The sequence below is a fragment of the Pseudoleptotrichia sp. genome, from assembly GCF_057270515.1.
In genome coordinates, this window is the sequence record NZ_DBHIXS010000014.1 from 1 (window position 1) to 21,283 (window position 21,283).

A 21,283-nucleotide genomic window follows, 5' to 3' on the forward strand; every position below is an offset into this window, starting at 1 on the left:
GGAGCATAGAAAATGCAGGAGCTGAAATACTGTCGCAAAAAGATATAACACTGACAGCGGATAAAATAGACAATACGGTAGGAAAGATAAGAGGCGGAGGAGACGTAAAGCTGACAGGACGGAATTCATAACGAGAGGAAACTATTACGGCGGAGAATATTTTCTTGAAAGAATGGGATACAGGGAGAACTGGGACAGGGTAAAACTCTTAGGAGACGCATATTATGACAATCTTTTAATAGAACAGACACTGATAGAAAAACTCGGAACAAGATTAATAAACGGGATATCGGGAAGCGAGCTTACAAGACGACTGATAGACAATGCGACGACAGCAAAAGAGGATTTGAAGCTAAGACAGGGAGTGGCACTGACAAAGGAACAGATAAACAGCCTAAAGAATGACATAATATGGTATGAATATGAGACGGTAAACGGAAAGAAAGCCCTTGTGCCGAAGATATATCTGTCAAAGGCGACAATGGAAAAACTGGAAGTGGACGGAAGAAGCAGGATATACGGAACAGAAAAGACGATAATAAGGGGGGAGGGAGAATTTGAGAACAGAGGATTAAGAATAGGAAGCCTGACAGGAGTAACTGAAATAAGGGGAGACAGGATAAAGAACCTGACAGTAACAAATGAAAGAGGGGAGATAGTAGGAAAGACAGTAAAAATAGAAGCAATAAAAGGGGACATAGAAAATATAGGAGGAAAGATAGCAGGAGTAGAAGGGGTTGAACTTGTCGCAAAGAAAGGAAATATATTTAACGATGCGACAAAAGAAAGACAGGGGTTCAATTTAGGTGAAAATAACCATACGGAATATGAAACGATAGGAAATATAGGAGAAATAACAGGAAAGAAAATAAGGATAGAGGGAAAGGACTATAACAGTACAGGCGGAGCATTAGTAGGAAAGGAAGTAGAACTTGATTTAAAAGGAAACATAAATGAAAAAGGTCTGGAACTGAAAGGGAATGACAGGTTCGGAGATGAGAAGAACAATCAGACATACAAGTCGAAAGAGTATGTAGGAGCAGGAATAGTAGCGGAAAAGATAAGGGGGAAAGTAAATGAGATAAACCTTGAAGGGTCGGCATTCATAGCTGAAGACGGAAAAGGACTGACAGTAGGAAAAGTAAATGCAGTATCCGAAGTAAATGAATACGACAAGACGATAAGGGGAAGCAGTAAGGGTTCATTTTCAAAGAGAAGCAGCTATACGGAAAGCCATAATGAAGAAAATGTGGCAAGCAACTTTAAGATAGGAGCAAATGCTAACATAACAGGAACGCTGAATGCAGTGGGAAGTAATATCCATATAGGGGATAACAGCTATATAGGAGGAAAGGTAACGACAGATGCAAGGGAGCTGCATAACAGCTACTATCACGAAGAAAACAGGAAAGGATTTAGCGTAAACAGGACAGGAAGCAGTGTAACGGCAGGATATGGCAAGACACAGAACACGAACAGTGAAAAGAGCATAATAAATGCGAAATCAAGCCTGCATATAGGACATAATACTGTCTTAAATAAGGGAGCGGAGATAACGGCAACGGACTTTGAGCATGGAAGAATAGAGATAAACAACGGAGACGTAGTATACGGAGCAAGAAAAGATGTAAGGGAAACGAAGACGACAAGTAAGAGCAGCTATATAGGAGTAACGGCAGGAGTAAGAAGTCCGATAATGGACAGAGCAAGACAGGCAGGAGAAGCAGCAGGACAGATAAGAAGAGGGGATAAGGTAGGAGGAGCAGTAAATGCAGTAAACTTTGTAACGGGAACGATAACAGGACTTGCAGGAAATCAGGGAAACAGACAGACAAGCTACGACCAGAATGGAAGCGTAGGAAAGAGCGGAGTAAAAGACGCCCTTGCAAACAACGACTTTTATGCAAATATCAATGTGAATGTCGGCTTTACTAAATCAAAAAATGAAAGCAGTTCCCACGAAGAAAGTGCGGTAGTAACAACAATAAGGGGACTTGACGAAAACTCAAGTATAACGTACAATAATGTAAAGAACATAACGTATAAGGGAACACAAGCTAAGGACACAAAATTCATATACAACAATGTAGAAAACATAAACAAGGAAGCAGTAGAGTTACATAATACATACAGAACGAACTCAAAAAGCTCTGGAGTAAATACAGGAGTAACTGTAGGATATGGACAGAAAGTACAGACTAAAGGAAACGGAGTAAGCTTTTCAACAAACAGAAGCCATTTAAATACTGATGAAACAATATACCAAAATGGAAACTTTGTAAATGTAGACGAAGTCCATAACAACACAAAGAATATGAGATTAATAGGTTTTAACCAGACAGGCGGAAAAGTAACAGGAAACATAGAAAACCTTGAAATCACATCAGTACAGAATAAGAGTACAACAACAGGAAGCAGCAGCGGAATAAATATAGGAGTAAGTTCAACAGGAACACCTAATTATATAAGTGTAAGCGGAAGTAAGACAAACGGCAACAGAACCTATGTAGACAAGCAAAGTACGTTTATACTTGGAGAGGGAAGTAACCTTACAGTAGGAAAAGCAGTAAACACAGGAGCAATAGTCGGAACTACAGGAAGTAACTCTTCTCTCAAAGTAAAAGAATATGTAGGAAAAGACCTATACAACACAGATAAACTGACAACGACAGGAGGTTCAGTAGGAACAGGCGGAGTTGGCTTTAATCAGGAAAAGCACGACAAAGAGGGAGTAACAAGAAATACTGTAATTGGAAACGTGGAGATAGGAAAATCAAAAGGAAGTCCAATAAATACTGATTTAAGTAAAGCCAATGAAACAACAAAAGACACTCATAGAAATATAAATGTCTATGTAGAGGACAATACAATAAAAGCGGTGTCAAACCCGAAACAGTTTGTAGAAGACTTCAATATAGCAATACTTGAGGGAAAAGCAACAGTAGAGGGAGCAATAAAGAAAATAGACAATATACTGAACGGAAGCGATGACAGCGACATATCACAAGCAGAAAAGAGAAGATACGAAGAAATCAAAGAGGATATATTAAGGGTAAAAACAGCTCCTGAAATAGAACTGATAGCAAAAGGAGATTTAAAAAATAAAGAAATACAGGATAAATTAGGAATAGGAGGTAAATTTAATCCTGACGACCCAAACTTACCTGAAAAAATAAAGGAAAGAATAGAAGAAGCAAGAGAACAGGGAAAAGAGATACCGTATTTTTATGACAAGGTAACAGGAAAGATATACATCAATGAAAATGCGGACGAAAATACAGTAAGAGCAGGAATAGGTCGGGAATGGGGAATAAGAGACAGATTTGACAAAGGAAAAGCCAAACCTAATAACGAAGGACAACTAAAAGCGACAGTAGCAGGAGAAATAGCCTATGGAGAGATAGAAAACAGGCTGAAAGGTAAAAATGACAAGATAGACCCTAATTCCTTTGAATATGCCCAATTTGACCCTGACAGCGAAATAACATCAGACATAACAGCCAAACAGATAAGAAAAGGAAAAAAAGAGCTGAAAGAAATAGGAAACAAGATAGTAAAAGGAGACTTAAAAGGAGCAGCAGGGCAATTTTTAGGACTAAGTGGAAAAGCGGGAAAAGTCTTAATAAACAACGCAAATGACATAGCTAAAGGAGGAAAGGCACAGGAAAAAGTAATAAATGAAACAAAAGAGGCAATAGATAAGGAAGTAGTGGCTCCTATTAAAAAGAGACAGGACGAGAAGAAAAGAATAAGAGACGAGTTCATAAAAGAGCTAAGTAGCAAAGACTGTAACGGGAAATGTAAAAAAGAACAGCAGAAGACAGCAGATGATTTAAGGAAAGATTATGCAGATAGACTGGCGTGTAGAGCAAGAGATAGAAAGGATTGTAAGCCGAATTCAGACAATACAAGTGAGCTAATAATATTCAAGACAGATGAAGAGTTGATAAAATATTCAGAAAAAGCGAAAGCAATGGGAATAAGAGGGAATTATAGATTTGACTCACAGGAAAGAATAGACAGAGCGTACAATAATGCAAGTCAGAAAGCAAAAGAAGAAAAAGACTATGACAGAGTAGTAAAGTTGTCCAAGAATGAGGGAAAAAGTCCTGAACAGTTATATAAAGAGGGAAAAATAAGTGAAAAGCAATGGAAGAACTACAATGCAGAAGTGAATTACAGAGCAGTAGTAGGAGCGACAGCAAATGTAATAAATAATTCAGCAGCTCCGATAGTAAATTCGTTATATGCAGGAATGAATGAAAATAGTAGGAAAGCATACAGTGAATGGGAAGCAAATAATAGAGCGGGTGAAACAGGAAACAAAGGTTCTGGAAGTGGAAACAGTTCAGGAAGTAATCAGAAAAATAATGAAACGACAGTAAATAATACCGAAAACAATAACTTAAATCAACAGGCTGATAAGAAAGTAGAAAATATAACAACAAGTTATAAAAATTTTGACCATATAGCGAAAGGAGAAGTAAAAGTTGGAAAGAATGGAAGAACAGAGGTTGTTGGAGGACATTCGACAAGAGGAGGAATAATAGTAGAAGAGAAGATACAGGAATTTCCGGGAGGAGCATATGAAGCGAAGATAAAAGTACCGGACCCGAATAATCCCGGAAAGTATTTAGAAAAAACAAATAATGGTGGAAAAGCGACAATGTTTCCGGACAATTGGACAGAAAACAGGATAAAAGTAGAAATAGATAATGTACTTAAAAATCCAAATAATTATAAAAAAGGAAATATATGGGAAGGAAAGTCATCGACAGGGGTTAAGATGAGAGTGATTTTAAATGAAAAAGGAGAAGTAATAACAGCTTATCCGATAAAACCATAAACAAATGGAGGAAAGAAATATGAAATTAATTTTTAAATACAGATATGAAGAAGATTGGTTTGAAAAAAGATATGTCAAAGATTGTGAAGCTTTCAGAATGCCAAATGAATTATCCAAAAGATTAAGTTCAGAAAATTATTTAAGAATGTTAGAAAAAGATGATATATTAAATGAGGTATATTTATCAAATTACCTTTATGATACAGATTATGAGTTAGCAGAATTTGTATTAAAAAAATTAAATGATAAGGATATAAGTTATTATGATATTGGTTCACAAGGCTGGGAAGCACATATTGAAGATAAAACAGTTGATATTGCAGTAATTTTTAGTGAAGAAGATGATAAAAGAGCCTACATAAACAGAGAAGAAGTAGCTTATGCAATGTCAAAATGGAGAGATTTTTTAAAAAGAGAAATAATAGATGGAAGTTATGAAGAAATAATAGACACAGAAGATGTATACAAAAAAGAAAAAGTAGAGAAATAAAACAAAAACCCCGCATTTTCGAGTAACTGCTTAGCGAGAAATTGAGGAAGCCTGTAGTTTATAAGTAGAAAGATATTTCGAGCTTAGCAAACGAGAAGCGGGGCAGGGGGGTAGTAGGGGGAACCGTCCCCCTACTGTGTTTTTAAATGAGTAAACTTTTCAACAAACAGAAGTCATTTAAATACTGATGAAACAATATACTACAACGGAAACTTTGTAAATGTAGACGAAGTCCACAACAACACAAAGAATATGAGACTTGAAGCTGTCCAAGAATGAGGGAAAAAGTCCTGAACAGTTATATAAAGAGGGGAAAATAAGTGAAAAGCAATGGAAGAACTACAATGCAGAAGTGAATTACAGAGCAGTAATAGGAGCGACAGCAAATGTAATAAATAATTCAGCAGCTCCGATAGTAAATTCATTGTATGCAGGAATGAATGAAAATAGTAGGAAAACATACAGTGAATGGGAAACAAATAACAGAGCGGGTGAAACAGGAAACAAAGGTTATGGAAGTAATCAGAAAAATCGCGAAACGACAGTAAATAAAACTGAAAATAATAACTCTAATAATAATTCGAACGAGAATTTAGAAGATTATAATTCAAGAGTATCAGGAAGTAAAAATAATCAATATAATCAACCCAAAAATCCATATTATCAGAAAGTCAGAAATGAAAATACTGTAATAGACGGAATAGAATACGGAGGTCATGCATTGGACAGAATGCAGGATAGGGGAATTACTCCAAGTGCAGTTAAAGAAGCTATAACTTATGGAATAGTAATAGAAGCACGTAATGGAAGGAAAATGTATATTGATTATAAAAATAATATAACAGTCATAACTGAAAATGGAAAGGTGGTAACAGTGAGATATGGTGGTAAATAGAACAGAGATAATAGATAATTTAATGGAAGAATTTATAGAAAAAATATTAAATTTGGATAAAAATATGACAGAAATTTCTAATTATAAAAATGATTTAAGAAAATTTAGTGAATATTTCACAAATGAAGAAATAGAAGAATATAAGAATATAATAGAAAATTTTGAGTATATTTATATTTCTAATATAAATAATGATTGGATTAAAGAGAATATTGAAATATTGATTTTTTTCTTGTCAGATATAAAAAGGTTCTTATTAAAATTGAAAGTAAAGAAAAAGGATTTATTAATAAATTTATTTATGGAATGTATCAAATCGCTTAAAAGTTATAATAATTTTAAAAAATTTGTAGCTATTTCAGAATATTATTTTGATAGTTACAGACATTATTTTTCAGAAGAAGAGATAAAGCAATATAATAATTTATGGTTTGAGCTTGAAATAGAAAATGCTACAATTATTTGTAATAATGAAGTACAAGAAGAAAAAAAGTGGGAAAGAAATAAGATTTTAATATTAGAAAAAATTAAAAAAATGTTGTTATTTTTAGATAGCATTTAGTTGAATTGTTTTAAAGCTTATCCGATAAAACCATAAATGAAATGGAGGAAAGAAATATGAAGTTAATTTTTAAATATAGATATGAAGAAAATAAATATATCAGAATATGTGAATCTTTTAAAATGCCTTATAATGATATAGTGAAAAAAATGGATTATAAAGAATACACAGATTATATTTTAAGAAATAACATATTAAATGAGACATATTTAGCAAGCTATATTGATAGTTCAGATTTAAGTTTAACAGAATATATATTAAAAAATTTAAATGATAAAGATGTAAGTTATTGTGATATTGGTTCACAAAGGTGGGAAGCATATATTGAGGATAAAAAAGTCGATATTGCATTAATTTTTAGTGAAGAAGATGATGAAAGAGCCTACATAGACAGAGAAGAAGTAGCTTATGCAATGTCAAAATGGAGAGATTTTTTAAAAAGAGAAATAATAGACGGAAGTTATGAAGAAATAATAGACACAGAAAATGTATACAAAAAAGAAAAAATAGAGAAATAGAACAAAAACCCCGCATTTTCGAGTAACTGCTTAGCGAAAAGTTGAATAAATGTAAAATTTGAATAATCAAAAGATACTTTGAGCTTAGCAAACGAGAAGCGGGGTAGGGGGGTAGTAGGGGGAACCGTCCCCCTACTGTGTTTTTAAATGAGTAAACTTTTCAACAAACAGAAGCCATTTAAATACTGATGAAACAATATACTACAACGGAAACTTCAATAATGTAGACGAAGTCCATAACAACACAAAGAATATGAGATTAATAGGCTTTAATCAGACAGGCGGAAAAGTAACAGGAAACATAGAAAACCTTGAAATCACATCAGTACAGAATAAGAGTACAACAACAGGAAGCAGCAGCGGAATAAATGTAGGAGTAAGTTCAACAGGAACACCTAATTCTATAAGTGTAAGCGGAAGTAAAACAAATGGAAACAGAACTTATGTCGACAATCAAAGCACGTTTATACTTGGAGAGGGAAGTAACCTTACAGTAGGAAAAGCTACTAACACAGGAGCAATAGTAGGAACAAAAGGAGAAAACAGCAGACTAAAAATAAAGGAGTACACAGGAAAAGACCTATACAACACAGACACCCTTAAAACAACAGGCGGTTCAATAGGTTTACAGACAGGTAAAAATCCTGTAACGGGAGCAGGCTTTAATCAGGAAAGACACGACAAAGAGGGAATAACAAGAAACACAGTAATTGGAAACGTGGAGATAGGAAAATCAAAAGGAAGTCCAATAAATACTGATTTAAGTAAAGCTAATGAAACAACAAGAGACACTCATAGAAATACAAATATCTATGTAGAAGGACAGACAATAAGGGCAGTAACAAATCCTGAGGATTACAAAAAGGATATAGACAAGGCAAAACAGGAAATAACGGACATAGGAAGAACGATAAAGGAAGCTGTAAATGACAGGGGAGATGATAACAGGAACTTCTTTGGACAGCTAAGTGAAACAAGACTTTCGGAGACATTAGAAAATATAGCAGGAGAAAGACTGAAAGGAGCAAGAGACCAGCAGGAGATAGGAAAAGCCCTTGAAGACGCATACAGGGACTTAGGTTACAAGGCAAAAGTAATATATACAGACCCTAAGAATGCCCCACAGCTGATAGGTAAGGACGGAAAAGCATTAGCAGGAACGGCATATGTAGGAAAAGACGGAACACATACAATCCTTGTAAATACAGAAGCAGGCGAAAACGGCACACGTTCAGGAATAATAGGAACTATAGCAGAAGAGGGAAGCCACATTGTAGGAAAAGTAGAGGGAAGACAACGAAAGACAGGAACAGAAGAACTTGGACTTGAGAGTACGGGAAGAGCAACGAACCAATATTTTCAGGATAAGTACAAGGACAATGACATCCCGATAAAAGCAAAATCGGACGGAAAAGATTACAGCAGTAGAGATTTTGGAGAACATGTCGGAGATGACAGAGGAGCGTGCCGTAAAAATGGACAAACACTTCTCAACTGTAATCCAAATACACCTGCAATTAAACCTACTATGGCAGGTTTCAGAGGTATGGACGATAGAGGTTCAAAAACTTATGAAAGTTCTAAAAATGCAATAAAAAATTTAAATGACTACTGTGCTAAACATAGTAATGTATGCAGAGCCACTAAAAAGGGAGAATATGAATTTTATGATACAAAAAAATTATCAGAGTACGAAAAGTATTTAAAACAGTCAGGATTAAAAGATGAGATAAGACTTGTAAACAGGGAAAAAGAATATAAGCACGCACAGGAAAGTAAGAAATACAAAGAAGACAGGTCAAAAGCAAACAGAGAAGAAATAAAAGCAGGAGAAATGCTTGCAAAATTTAATTATCTTCAAATGTATCAGGCATATATATCCCAAGGAGGAGAAAAAAATAAGGAAGCATTTGAAAAATCGGAAGGATATACATTCAATGAAAATAAGCTAATATCGGATATAAAGAATGCAGGGATAAACTTTGGGGGAAGATATAAGATATATGACGGAAACACGTATATAACAAGTGTAAGAACATATGAAGATTTAGTAAAGTTTGTAGGAGTAATATCAAAGAATGAAATAAAGATGGCGACGAGTGATATATTCACGCAAGCTTCGTTCAGGGAAAGAGATAAAGAGCCGGTAATAATAGATTTTAAGGGAGCAGTGTGGAGTTCACAGGTAGGAGAAGCAGTTACATCATCAATGATAGCAAAAGAAGCATTGAGCAAGCAGCCAATATATGAGAAGCCGATAGAAGAAGCACCTGCGACAGAAAAAACGTCAAAACCTGATTTTCAAAATAATAATCAGAATAATGAAAATTATAATAATTCTAATAGTAAACAATTAGAGTATAGTGAAAGTGTTATAAAAAAATCAAATGACACTTATCATAAAACACCTGCAATATTTGATTTAGAAATGATAAAAGAAAAGCCTGCTCTTATAAGAAATGACGGAAGAGTAGAATATTTGAGAAAAGGTTATATTAATGGACAAGAAGGAATATACCACATAACAGTTAGAAATGGGAATAGAATTATACATAAAAACTTTATTCCAAAAAATCGTTGGGCGGATTATATGCAAGATAAATCGCTTCCAAGTTATGACGTAATAAAATAAATTAAGAAAGGAATTATTATGGATATAAGCATAATCAAGTGGTCAGAGGGATTTTATGATCATTATATGAAAATATTAAAAGGAGAAACTGTAATTTATTATGGAGAAAATTACAATATAATTTCTTGTAAAGATAAAGATTTTGGTCTTGAATTAAATTATGGATTGAATAAAGGACACAATGTATATTTACGAAAAGAAAGAGATAAAGTTTATACAATACCTGATGACAGTTTAGCTTTTAAATATGATTATATTTATATTCCTGTTGAGTTTAATATGGATGAAATAAGAAAAATAACAATTACAAATCCAAAAATAAAAAAAGGAACAATAGAAGAAATAGTATTAGAATGGATGCTAACAAGTAATTTTAAAGATCATTGTACAAGTATGGAAGAATATAAAAAATTATTATCAAGGAATATCTATTATATATCGGAAGAAAAATTAAATAAAAATATAGAGAAAACATTTATTGAATTATTTAATAAAAATAAAGGAATAATAGAAGAAATAGATAATTCAAAATGCGAAGTGATAGATGTTTATTTAGATAATGGAAATATTTGGGAAGCTTTTCTCAAAAAAAATAACGAAATATATTTAAATACAGGATTAAGTGTGACAGTTAAAATATAAAATCTCCGCATTTTCGAGTAACTGTTTAGCGAGAAATTGAGGAGATTTGTAGTAGAGCAGAAGAAAGATATTTTGAGCTTAGCAAACGAGAAGCGGGGCAGGGGGGTAGTAGGGGGAACCGTCCCCCTACTGTGTTTTTAAAAGAAAGAGCAGTAAAATTTGTAATACCGAATAGAGAATTAAATCAATCATAGTTGAAAGCAATAGAAAGGATAATAGATTATGGAAATTTAAATAATGTGAAAATAGAAATAGACATTATGTTAAAATAAGGAAGAGAGGGATAAAAATGTACGATAGTATCGGAATATACAAACAAAAAGGAAAAGTAAAAATGATAATAATACCAGCAGGTATAGGAAAAATAGGATTATCAACAAATCATGCCAAAGCATTGATAATAAATACAAAATCAAGTTATGAAGAAATAGGAGAGATGTTGTCAATAGCATTAGAACTTTCAAAAAATAAAAAAGTTTTAGAAAGTGAAGATATAAAAGAACAGATTTGGAGTATGGCAAGCAGGTATACAACATTTGGGAAATTTTCTAAAGAATATAACCATATAAGTTTAGATTTTGAAAATAACGAATATACATTATCATTATGGAAAAAAGAAGGAAAAGGATATTATGGAACATTTAGAGATGAAAACAATAATAAAATGGAATATACTTTAAAGAAAGAAGAAACAAGTTATGAAGAATTAGCAAAAAAGATAATGGAGATGTTTGAGTACAAGGAAAAGTATGATGAAATATAACTATTCCTCACATTTTCGAGTAACTGCTTAACGAGAAATAGAGGAGATTTGTAGTAGAGCAAAAGAAAGATATTTCGAGCTTAGCAAACGAGAAGCGGGGCAGGGGGGTAGTAGGGGGAATCGTCCCCCTACTATTAACTTGAAAAACAAAGTCAAATATGATACTATACAATGTAATAAGTATGTATTTGAGGAAAGATTTTAAATAATAAGAAAATAAAACTAAGAAAACATTAGGGGAAAATAGAAAAGAATAAAAAAAGAAATAGATAACTAACAGAGATAATTACGGAGGAAATTAAAATTGGAACATTTGATAGTACAATTCGCAATAATGGTATCTGTAGGGACACTTATAGGCTGGTTTACAAATTATCTTGCGATAAAGCTTCTTTTTAGACCTCAAAGGGAGATAAATTTTCTGTTGTTTAAGATACAGGGGCTAATTCCTAAAAGAAGAGATGAGATTACTGAAAACATAGCTGGAGTTGTTGAGCAGGAGCTGATTTCCGTAGCGGATATAGCTGAAAAATTTAAAGGCAGCGAACTGGATGAAGAAATTGTAAACGACATTGTCGATAAAATAATAGGAGTAAAACTGCAAAAAAGTATTCTTGAAAAAAATCCTCTCTTAAAAATGATTGTAAATGATTCGCTAATGGAGAAATTGAAGTCATATTTTAAAAAGGCGATTTTAGAAAATAAAGAGGAAATACTTGCAGAAATTTTAAAAGTTGTAGAAGAAAAGATTGATTTTAAAGAAATTATGGTTGAAAAAATGACTAATTTTTCTTTGGATGAAATAGAAAATATAATATTGAAGATTTCTAAAAAAGAGTTGAAACACATTGAAATAATAGGAGGAGTTCTGGGAGGGATTATAGCTGTATTCCAATTTTTTTTAATGCTGTTCCTAAAACAGATTTAGTTAGTTCAATTAAGGAGAATGAATGGACAATGAAAGAATATTGGCCTCTGAAGAATTAGGTGAAGACAATATTCAGAAAACGCTTCGACCTAAAACATTTAATGAATACATAGGTCAGGAAGATTTGAAAGAAAAAATGAATATATTTATAAAAGCTGCAAAAATGAGAAATGAAGCAATGGATCACATATTGCTTTACGGACCTCCCGGTCTGGGTAAAACTACTTTAGCGGGAGTTATTGCTACTGAAATGGGGGTAAATCTCAAAATAACAACAGGACCTGTACTGGAAAAAGCAGGAGATTTGGCAGCCATTTTGACGTCTCTTGAAGAAAATGACATTCTGTTTATAGATGAAATTCATAGATTGAATACTTCCGTTGAGGAGATACTCTATCCTGCAATGGAGGACGGGGAGCTTGATATACTGATAGGGAAAGGACCGTCAGCGAGAAGTATAAGGATAGAGTTGCCCAAATTTACACTTATAGGAGCGACAACTAAAGCGGGACAGCTCAGTACTCCACTAAGAGACAGATTTGGAGTAACTCATCGTATGGAATATTATAAGCTTGAAGAGCTGAAAGAAATAATAAGACGGGGAGCAAATATATTTCAGGTTTCCTATGATGAGGACGGTATAACTGAAATAGCCAAAAGAAGCAGAGGAACACCGAGAATAGCCAACAGGTTATTTAAAAGGGCGAGGGATTATGCTCTTGTAGAGGGAAAGGGTATACTCGACAAAGCAAGTGTTGACGGCATTTTGAGATTGTTAGGAGTAGATGACAGCGGTCTTGACGAGCTTGACAGAAATATACTAAAATCCATTATAAATGTGTATAATGGCGGTCCCGTAGGGATAGAAACTCTTTCACTTTTATTAGGTGAAGACAAAAGGACAATAGAAGAAGTCTACGAACCATATCTTGTAAAGATAGGATATATAAAAAGAACTCAAAGAGGTAGGGTAGTTACCGAGTATGGTTATAAACACTTGGGGCTTGAAAAAATATTTGAAGAAAAAGAAAATGACGGAAATAATGAAGCTCTAAAGAATAGTCAGGAAAATAGTCATAAAAATGAAAATACATTGTTTGGAAATGAAAATTTTGAAATTAAGTAAAAACTACATTATATAAAAGATAACATTAATATGATATACGGATGTCATATATAGAGGTGAATAAAATTTGTTGACAGTTATAGCAGATAAAAAAAATATAAATGGAAATGAAATCAAAATAACCGATAAATCCGACTGCAATCATATACGGAATGTTTTCAGACTTGGGGCTGGAGATGATGTAAGGATAGTTGACGGGGAATTTGAATATATAACTGAAATAAAGGAAATATCCGGAAAAGAAATAAAACTAAAAATAATACAGAAAAATAACGATGATTACTCGCTGAAAATCAATATAGATGCTGCGATAGGTATTCTGAAAAACGAGAAAATGAATATGGCCATAAAAAAGCTGACTGAAATTGGAATTAATAGAATAATTCCTCTTCAGACTGAAAGAGTAGTTGTAAAAATAAATGAAAAAAAAGAAAAATGGGATATAACTGTAAAAGAAGCCCTTAAACAGTGTAAAGGTGTAAAGTTTACGGAGATAGCTCCTATTACAAAGCTACAAAGTATAAACTATGAATTATATGATAAGATTGTCTATGCTTACGAAGAAAGTTCTGAAAACGCTTCATTAGCAGATATAATAGATGAAAATGATAATAATATTTTATACATAGTAGGACCTGAGGGCGGAATGACAAAGGAAGAAACTTTATTCTTAAAAGAAAAGGGTGCCATAGAAATCAGTCTCGGAAAAAGAATATTAAGAGCAGAAACAGCGGCAATTGTCATAGGAGGTATACTGGCAAATGTCTATGGTTAGAAATACAGAAATTGAAAATGCGGAAAAAGAAAGAATGAAAAATAGTGAAAACAATGCGGAGAAAACGGTCGCTTTTTATACATTGGGCTGTAAAGTAAACCAATATGAAACGGAAGTCATAAAAAAAGATTTTCTGGAACATAATTACAGGGAAGTGGATTTTGATGAGAAAGCCGATGTATATATTGTAAATACTTGTACGGTTACCAATGTTGCCGACAAGAAAAACAGAAAAATGCTTCGACGGGCAAAAAACACAAATCCCGATTCGGTAGTAGTGGCTACGGGATGTTATGCCCAGACAAATTTGGACGATTTAAAGGAAATGAAAGAGATAGACTTTATAATCGGTAATTCCAAAAAAGAAAATGTGTTTAACATAATAAATAAAAATGTATCTCATTATCAGGTGAGCAATATATTTGACGAAAAGGAATACAGTTCAAAAAAATATACGGTACTCAGGGAAAAGGCGAGAGCCTTTGTAAAAATACAGGACGGCTGTTCAAAATTCTGTTCTTATTGTAAGATACCTTATGCAAGGGGATTAAGCAGGTCGAGGGATACGGAAAATGTCCTTGAGGAGATAAGATATCTTGGAGAGCAGGGATATAAGGAAGTAGTTCTGACAGGCATAAATATGAGTGAATACGGACTTGATCTGGAGCCGAAAACGGATTTTGATACATTACTTGAAAAAATTTTGGCAGTAAAATCGGTGGAAAGAGTGAGAGTAAGCTCCGTGTACCCTGATACTATAACTGACAAATTTCTAAATATGCTTAAAAATAATCCTAAGTTAATGCCTCATCTGCATGTGTCTGTACAGACTTTGGATGATAAAATATTACATTTGATGAGAAGGAATTATAAAGCCGAATTTGTTGTAAATATTCTTGAAAAAGTAAAAAGGGAAGTACCTGAAGTTGCACTCACTGCGGATATAATTGTAGGATTTCCTCAGGAAGAAGAAGAAAATTTCAACAATACGATGAAAAATCTAAATTCTTTGGGATTTGCTGATTTACACGTATTCCCTTATTCGGACAGAGAAAAAACAACCGCAATGTTACTGGAAGGTAAAATAGACGCACAGGAAAAGAAAAGAAGAGTAAAAAAAATTGAAGAATTAAACAATAAAAAATACGCTGAATTTAGAAAAAAAACTATAGGAACAAAACAGAGAGTTTATATTGAAGAAATAGTTGAGGACAAAGCTTTCGGCTATACTGAAAATTATCTTAAAGTATTTATCAATCTGAAAAAGGATGATAAAATAAATCTTGATGTTCAGGTTTCGGATTTGGTAGATATTAAAATAATTGATTTTGACGGAATACTATTAGAAGGAGATATAATATGAAAAAGATTTTATTAGTAATAATCAGTTTATTGATTTTTGTTTCGTGTTCTGATAATGCGGAAAAGTTAAAGAGTGAAAACAGAATATTCAGAAATAATGACAAATATTATGTCTATTATGACGGAAATACTTTTGAGCTGCCTAAGGATTTATATCTGACAAATACAAAAAAAGTCGAACAGTATTTTACAACGGGAATATTGAAACAGCTAAATATCGGAGTGTTGGACAAATCGGAATTGCTAAATGATTTGAACAAATATTTTCCTTCAGGAATAAAATATATAACTGAAAATGAAAAACCAATAGGAAGTGTAATGATACCCGTAGCATCAGTAGGAAATGAAAAGCATGTGGACAGTGTGAAATTTGAAAAAATGCTGGCTTCAATGCCTAAAGGAACCAATGCAGTAAAAAATGAAAATAATTCCGAAGAAACTGTTGTAAATATCAATCCTGCGGAAACATTAAAAGGCAAAAAAATTGAAGTGCTAAATGCCAACAATATCGACGGTTTTGCTAAAAATATAGGTGAAAAACTGAAAGCAAAATTTGGAATAGAATATAATGCTGAAAACTACACTAAACCTGAAACAATGAATTTTGTCATAGTACGTAAGCTGAATGAAAAGGAAGTAGAAGCAATAATAGATGAAGCAGGGCTAAAATATGCAAAAGTACTGGAAGATAAAACTGTAAAACCTGAAGCTGATTTTGTGCTTATCACAGGTAATGATAATCAGATAGATTTCCCCGTTGAAATAGTTACATTGGGAGATAAATCGGTAACAGCCGACAAAATAAAAGGATATAAACTGAAAAATGTAAAATCTTCTGAATATAAAGGTGAAAAACTGAACAAAATAAATGATATAAAAGTTGTTTACAATCCTTCCGACATTTATACTGCTAAATTAATCGCAAAACAGCTGGGCGGAGGAATAAAGTTGATCGCTGATAATCAATTAAACGGAAAAATAGTAATAGTTTCTAAAAATTAAAATAAATGGAATAATAATTAAATTAAGGAAGGTAAAATGGAACAGGACAGAGAACTGAAAAAAGAAATTGATTCGATTATATCGATAATCGAAGATAAGAAAGGTCAGGATATAAAAGTATTTGATATGCAGGGCAAATCTCCGTTTTTCGATTACTCAATATTATGCACGGGGAGTTCGACAAGAAATATTGAAGCAATAGCAAATGAGATTAAGAAAAGTTCTGAAAATATAAAAAGTATCGAAGGTCTTGAAGAATGTAACTGGGTTTTGATAGATTCGGGAGATATAATAATAAGTATATTCAGCAGGGATGCGAGGGAATATTATCAGCTGGACGAATTTTATGAAGATGTAAATCACGAAGGAAGTATAATTTAGGGTTCAGGGAGTAAAAGAAAAACTATGAGAGAATTGGATAAAGAAGAAAGAAACCCCAGATATATAATGTTTATATTGACGGTAGCGTTGATTTTTCTGATTTTAGTATTAAGACTGTTTTCTCTTCAGATATTAAATGCGGCAACTTATGAAGAAAGGGCGTTACAAAACAGGATAAGGTCAAACGTCATCAAAGCCACAAGAGGAGAAATATATGACAGAGAAGGGAAACTGCTGGCTAAAAATACTACAGGATATAAACTCATACATATTGATACAAAACAGCTGTCAAACAATGATATAGCATTGCTCAGGGAAATTCAGAATTTTGATGAAAATCAGATAGAAGAAAGACTGTCTAAAGAAAAAAAACAGCGAGCTGAAAAGATAAGAGAAACGATATCAGATATAAAAACGATCAGTCAGCTGACAGGTTATACTACTGACTATATTATAACAAGGTTTAACAAGCAACCACGTATGGGAATAGATAAGACAATCCTTGTTATAGAGGATTTGGACAAAAATATAGCATTAAAAGCTGTGGAAAAAATAAAAAATAACAGAATAAATATAGTAGAATATAATAAGAGATACTATCCTGAAGATAGTATCGCTTCGCATGTAATAGGAAATGTAAAGCCTATAAGCGAAAAAGAGTATAATGAGCTGAAAAAAGACGGATATCAGAATGATGACCTGATAGGTAAAAAAGGTGTCGAAAAAGAATATGATAAAATAATGAAAGGACAGGACGGAGTAGAAGATGTGGAAGTAGACGTACACGGAAACGTAATAAAAGAAATAAAAAACGTTGCCAGTGTTACAGGTAAAAATGTCTATCTGTCCATTGACCTTGATTTGCAAAAATATATGACACAGGCTTTTGCAGGAAAAAGCGGAGCTTTTATAGCTATGGAAGTCAAGACAGGAAAAATAATCACTTTTGTGAGTAATCCTGAAATCAGCTTGAATTTATTAAGTTCAAGAATACCTGACGACCAATGGAACGAGCTTGTAAATTCCAAAGCAAAACCTCTTGTAAATAAAGGAATAGCAGGATTGTATCCTCCGGGTTCCACTTTTAAAGCTATAACAGGACTGGGAATACTTGAAGCGGGTATTTCTCCTTATGATACGGTAATGTCCACAGGACAGTATAAATTCGGAAAATTGGTTTTTAGGGATTCCAGCAGCAGAGGATACGGGATTACAAATTTCAATAAATCTATAGAACATTCGGTAAATACGTATTATTATGTTTTCTCGCAGAGAGCAGGGAAAGACAGGATTATAAAATATGCTAAAGAAATGGGAGTGGGAGAGAAAACGGGAATTGATATTCCGGGAGAACAGGCTGGAGTTCTGCCTACTCCTGAATGGAAAAAGAAAAGGTTTAAGAAAAAGCAGGATAAGGTATGGCTGCCGGGAGATCTTATAAATATGTCCATAGGTCAGGGATACGTACTTATGACTCCTGTGCAGGTGCTTTCAGCTTATCAGATTATAGCCAATGACGGTGTGATGATGATACCCACGGTTGTTGATAGATTTATTTCTTATGACGGTAAAGTTGAAATGAATAAGCCTAAAGTAGGAAGAAAAATAAATATAAGTCAGAAAAATCTGAAACTTATGAAAAATGCACTGAAACTACCTGTCAGCTCGGTTGGAGGAACTGCCAGAATTTTATATATACCTAATTATCCTGTTTCAGCTAAAACAGGTACTGCTCAAAATACGGGGTTCAGAGATAATCACTCATGGATAGCGGGATATTTCCCGTCAGACAATCCTCAGATAGTTTTTGTATCGATAATTGAAGGAGCGGGATATGGAGGAGTTGCATCAGGACAGCTGGCAAGGACATTTATTGAAAAATACAGGGACAAATACGAATTTAAAAAGAATATCCTGCCTGAACAGAAAATAGAAACTGCCGAACAGCAGGCAGATCAAAAGACAGGTCAAAGAAAAAAAAGAAGAAGATAATATTAAATAAAATATAAGAAAAGGAGGTCGTTGAATGTCGGAAAAAGAAAGTAAAAAAGGAAATGAAAAAGCAGATTATCCTTTTAAAAGAGACTATTCAAAAAATATTATGAATAGAACCAGAACTAAAATCCAAAATAACGCATTGAGTCGTGAAGGACGTTTAAACGAAACAAACAACCCGCAATTTTTCCCTGACAGAAATGAAGGGACAAATGCAAAAAATGATAACAGAAAAAAAGAAGAAAAAATGTACATCATTCCTCTCGGAGGAATAGAAGAAGTCGGAAAAAATATGACAGCATTTCAATATAAAGATGAAATAATTATTGTAGATGCAGGGCTTACTTTTCCTGAGGACGAGCATTTGGGAATAGACGTAATAATTCCTGATTTCTCTTATTTGGAAAGCAATAGGGATAAGATAAAAGGACTCCTTCTGACACATGGACACGAGGATCATATAGGGGCAATTCCTTATTTGTATCAGAAATTGGGAACGGAAAACATACCGATGTATGGCGGCAGACTGACATTGGAATTGGCAAAAGCTAAATTTGAAAAAAAAGACGCAAAACTTCCTAAAGAAAAAATAATAAAAGGAAGAAGTATTTTAAAAATATCAAAATATTTTACAGTGGAATTTATAAGTGTAACTCACAGTATTGCCGACTGTTATGCAATCTGTATAAAAACTCCCGCCGCTACAATACTTCATTCAGGAGACTTTAAAGTCGACTTGACGCCTGTAGACGGAGAGGGATTTGACTTTGCAAGATTTGCACAGTTAGGGGAAGAAGGAGTGGATTTGCTCCTTTCGGACAGTACAAATGCGCAGATACCCGGCTTTACATTGTCAGAAAGAACCGTGGGAGAAAGTCTGAAAGAAGAATTTGCAAAAGCTAACGGAAGAATAATATTGGCGGCTTTCGCTTCCCATGTTCATAGATTGCAGCAGATAATATACATAGCCGAAAAAAATGGCAGAAAAATAGCCATTGACGGAAGAAGTATGCTGAAAATATTTGAAATATGCTCAAATTTAGGATATTTAAAAATTCCAAAAGGAATAATGATAGATATAGATAAAGTGGAAACCCTTCCCGCAAATAAAGTCCTTATCTTATGTACAGGAACACAGGGAGAACCTCTTGCGGCACTATCAAGAATAGCAAACGGTTCGCATAAATATATATCACTTAGGGACGGAGATACGGTAGTAATATCTGCAAGTCCGATACCGGGAAACGAAAAAGCGGCTTATAAAAACATAAATCAGCTGATGAAAAGACATGCTAACGTCATATATGAAAAAGGTATCGGGATACATGTTTCGGGACACGGCTGTCAGGAAGAGCAAAAACTGATGATAAATCTTGTAAAACCTAAATTTTTTATGCCTGTCCACGGAGAATATGTAATGTTGAAAAAACATAAGGAATCTGCCGAAGCTGTAGGAATACCTTCGAAAAATATAATACTTGCCGAAAACGGAATGAAGCTGGAGCTGACAAAATCCAGTTTTAAAGACGTAGGAAAAGTGCCGAGCGGAGTTACGCTCATAGACGGATTTGGTATAGGAGATATAGGAAACGCGGTATTAAAAGACAGACAAAATTTAGCCGATGACGGAATTGTAATAATATCCATTTCCCAATATAAGACAGGAAACTTTAATAAACAGATAGAGCTTGTAACAAGGGGATTTGTATATAATAAAGACGCAGAAAGTTTATTGTCGGAAACAAAGGAATTAATCAAACTTGAGCTGGAAAATATGGAAACACAGGGTGTAAAAGAAATAGGAAAAATAAAGCAGAGATTAAAAGTCAAAGTGGGAGAATTTTTAAATAAAAAGACTGATAGGGAACCTATAATTCTTCCTATAATAATGGAGGTCTAAAATGGAACTTTCCAGTAAGCAGAGAGCTTTTCTGAAAAAAATGGCACATGAAATAGACCCTGTTGTCAGAATAGGAAAAGACGGCATAGATGATGATGTTATAGAAAGTATAGCAAATGCTGTAAAAAAAAGAGAACTGATAAAAGTAAAAATATTGCAAAACTCGGAAGTGGAAGTTGCAAGGGAGTTGGGGAACGAGCTGGCTTCAAAGACAAAATCGGTTTTTGTCGACAGTATAGGGAGAATATTGATTTTCTTCAAGGCTAATAACAAAGATGGAAAAATAACGAAAGAATTTAATGAGTTTAAAAAGAAAGGTAAGAAATGAGTAGTGGGATAATATTTGGAAACAGATTGCTTGATGTAGCTGCAATTTCGTGTTTTCTGGCACAATTTTATAAAGTGTTCTATCCTTTGCTGAAAAGAGAAAAAATACAGTGGGTACGTATGTTTCAGACAGGAGGAA

19 protein-coding genes are annotated in these 21,283 nt (G+C 33.6%); all 19 read left to right on the forward strand.

The window, feature by feature from the left end:
* The first annotated feature begins 29 nt into the window (after window positions 1-29).
* Window positions 30-131 (forward strand): hypothetical protein, encoded by a 102-nt coding sequence (locus ACO5J6_RS08745; protein WP_485643522.1) that lies wholly within the window; start codon window positions 30-32, stop codon window positions 129-131.
* A 41-nt stretch (window positions 132-172) separates the two neighbouring features.
* Entirely contained in the window at window positions 173-4,846 is a 4,674-nt protein-coding gene (locus ACO5J6_RS08750; RefSeq protein ID WP_485643465.1) for a hemagglutinin repeat-containing protein, read from the forward strand.
* Window positions 4,847-4,865: 19 nt separating this feature from the next.
* Entirely contained in the window at window positions 4,866-5,336 is a 471-nt protein-coding gene (locus ACO5J6_RS08755) for a DUF5376 family protein (RefSeq protein ID WP_485643466.1), read from the forward strand.
* Between the two features lie 259 nt (window positions 5,337-5,595).
* Window positions 5,596-6,231: a DUF4258 domain-containing protein gene (locus ACO5J6_RS08760; protein WP_485643467.1), complete on the forward strand. Its 636-nt coding sequence runs from the start codon at window positions 5,596-5,598 to the stop codon at window positions 6,229-6,231.
* A gap of 22 nt (window positions 6,232-6,253) precedes the next feature.
* On the forward strand, window positions 6,254-6,793 hold the full coding sequence (locus ACO5J6_RS08765; protein ID WP_485643468.1) for a hypothetical protein: 540 nt from the start codon (window positions 6,254-6,256) through the stop codon (window positions 6,791-6,793).
* A 56-nt stretch (window positions 6,794-6,849) separates the two neighbouring features.
* Window positions 6,850-7,311, forward strand: coding sequence for a DUF5376 family protein (locus ACO5J6_RS08770; RefSeq protein ID WP_485643469.1), 462 nt, complete (start codon window positions 6,850-6,852; stop codon window positions 7,309-7,311).
* A 253-nt stretch (window positions 7,312-7,564) separates the two neighbouring features.
* Complete coding sequence (locus ACO5J6_RS08775; RefSeq protein ID WP_485643470.1) at window positions 7,565-9,943, forward strand: hypothetical protein; 2,379 nt, start codon at window positions 7,565-7,567, stop codon at window positions 9,941-9,943.
* 18 nt (window positions 9,944-9,961) lie between these two features.
* On the forward strand, window positions 9,962-10,585 hold the full coding sequence (locus tag ACO5J6_RS08780; protein ID WP_485643471.1) for a hypothetical protein: 624 nt from the start codon (window positions 9,962-9,964) through the stop codon (window positions 10,583-10,585).
* A 334-nt stretch (window positions 10,586-10,919) separates the two neighbouring features.
* The gene (locus ACO5J6_RS08785; protein WP_485643472.1) at window positions 10,920-11,348 is read left to right on the forward strand and encodes an osmolarity sensor protein EnvZ; all 429 of its coding nucleotides are present in this window, start codon (window positions 10,920-10,922) and stop codon (window positions 11,346-11,348) included.
* A 304-nt stretch (window positions 11,349-11,652) separates the two neighbouring features.
* Window positions 11,653-12,276 (forward strand): DUF445 domain-containing protein, encoded by a 624-nt coding sequence (locus ACO5J6_RS08790; protein WP_485643473.1) that lies wholly within the window; start codon window positions 11,653-11,655, stop codon window positions 12,274-12,276.
* A gap of 22 nt (window positions 12,277-12,298) precedes the next feature.
* Window positions 12,299-13,402: a Holliday junction branch migration DNA helicase RuvB gene (gene ruvB / locus ACO5J6_RS08795; RefSeq protein ID WP_485643474.1), complete on the forward strand. Its 1,104-nt coding sequence runs from the start codon at window positions 12,299-12,301 to the stop codon at window positions 13,400-13,402.
* A gap of 67 nt (window positions 13,403-13,469) precedes the next feature.
* On the forward strand, window positions 13,470-14,177 hold the full coding sequence (locus ACO5J6_RS08800) for an RsmE family RNA methyltransferase (protein WP_485643475.1): 708 nt from the start codon (window positions 13,470-13,472) through the stop codon (window positions 14,175-14,177).
* Window positions 14,164-15,540: a tRNA (N(6)-L-threonylcarbamoyladenosine(37)-C(2))-methylthiotransferase MtaB gene (gene mtaB / locus ACO5J6_RS08805; protein ID WP_485643477.1), complete on the forward strand. Its 1,377-nt coding sequence runs from the start codon at window positions 14,164-14,166 to the stop codon at window positions 15,538-15,540. Before ACO5J6_RS08800 ends, mtaB begins: the two co-directional genes overlap by 14 nt.
* Window positions 15,537-16,541 carry a LytR C-terminal domain-containing protein gene (locus ACO5J6_RS08810; protein ID WP_485643479.1) on the forward strand — a complete coding sequence of 335 codons (1,005 nt, stop codon included), beginning with the start codon at window positions 15,537-15,539 and terminating at the stop codon, window positions 16,539-16,541. The genes mtaB and ACO5J6_RS08810 overlap by 4 nt, the downstream gene beginning before the upstream one ends.
* Window positions 16,542-16,577: 36 nt before the next feature.
* Window positions 16,578-16,922, forward strand: coding sequence for a ribosome silencing factor (gene rsfS / locus ACO5J6_RS08815; RefSeq protein ID WP_485643481.1), 345 nt, complete (start codon window positions 16,578-16,580; stop codon window positions 16,920-16,922).
* Window positions 16,923-16,946: 24 nt separating this feature from the next.
* A complete protein-coding gene (mrdA, locus tag ACO5J6_RS08820; protein ID WP_485643483.1) occupies window positions 16,947-18,914 on the forward strand; it encodes a penicillin-binding protein 2 in 1,968 nt (655 codons plus the stop codon).
* 34 nt (window positions 18,915-18,948) lie between these two features.
* Entirely contained in the window at window positions 18,949-20,817 is a 1,869-nt protein-coding gene (locus ACO5J6_RS08825; RefSeq protein ID WP_485643485.1) for a ribonuclease J, read from the forward strand.
* Window position 20,818: 1 nt separating this feature from the next.
* Window positions 20,819-21,145 (forward strand): ribosome assembly RNA-binding protein YhbY, encoded by a 327-nt coding sequence (yhbY, locus tag ACO5J6_RS08830; protein WP_485643487.1) that lies wholly within the window; start codon window positions 20,819-20,821, stop codon window positions 21,143-21,145.
* Window positions 21,142-21,283, forward strand: a 142-nt coding sequence (locus tag ACO5J6_RS08835) for a divergent PAP2 family protein (RefSeq protein WP_485643524.1), incomplete at its 3' end; no start/stop codon positions are given. The genes yhbY and ACO5J6_RS08835, both read left to right, overlap by 4 nt.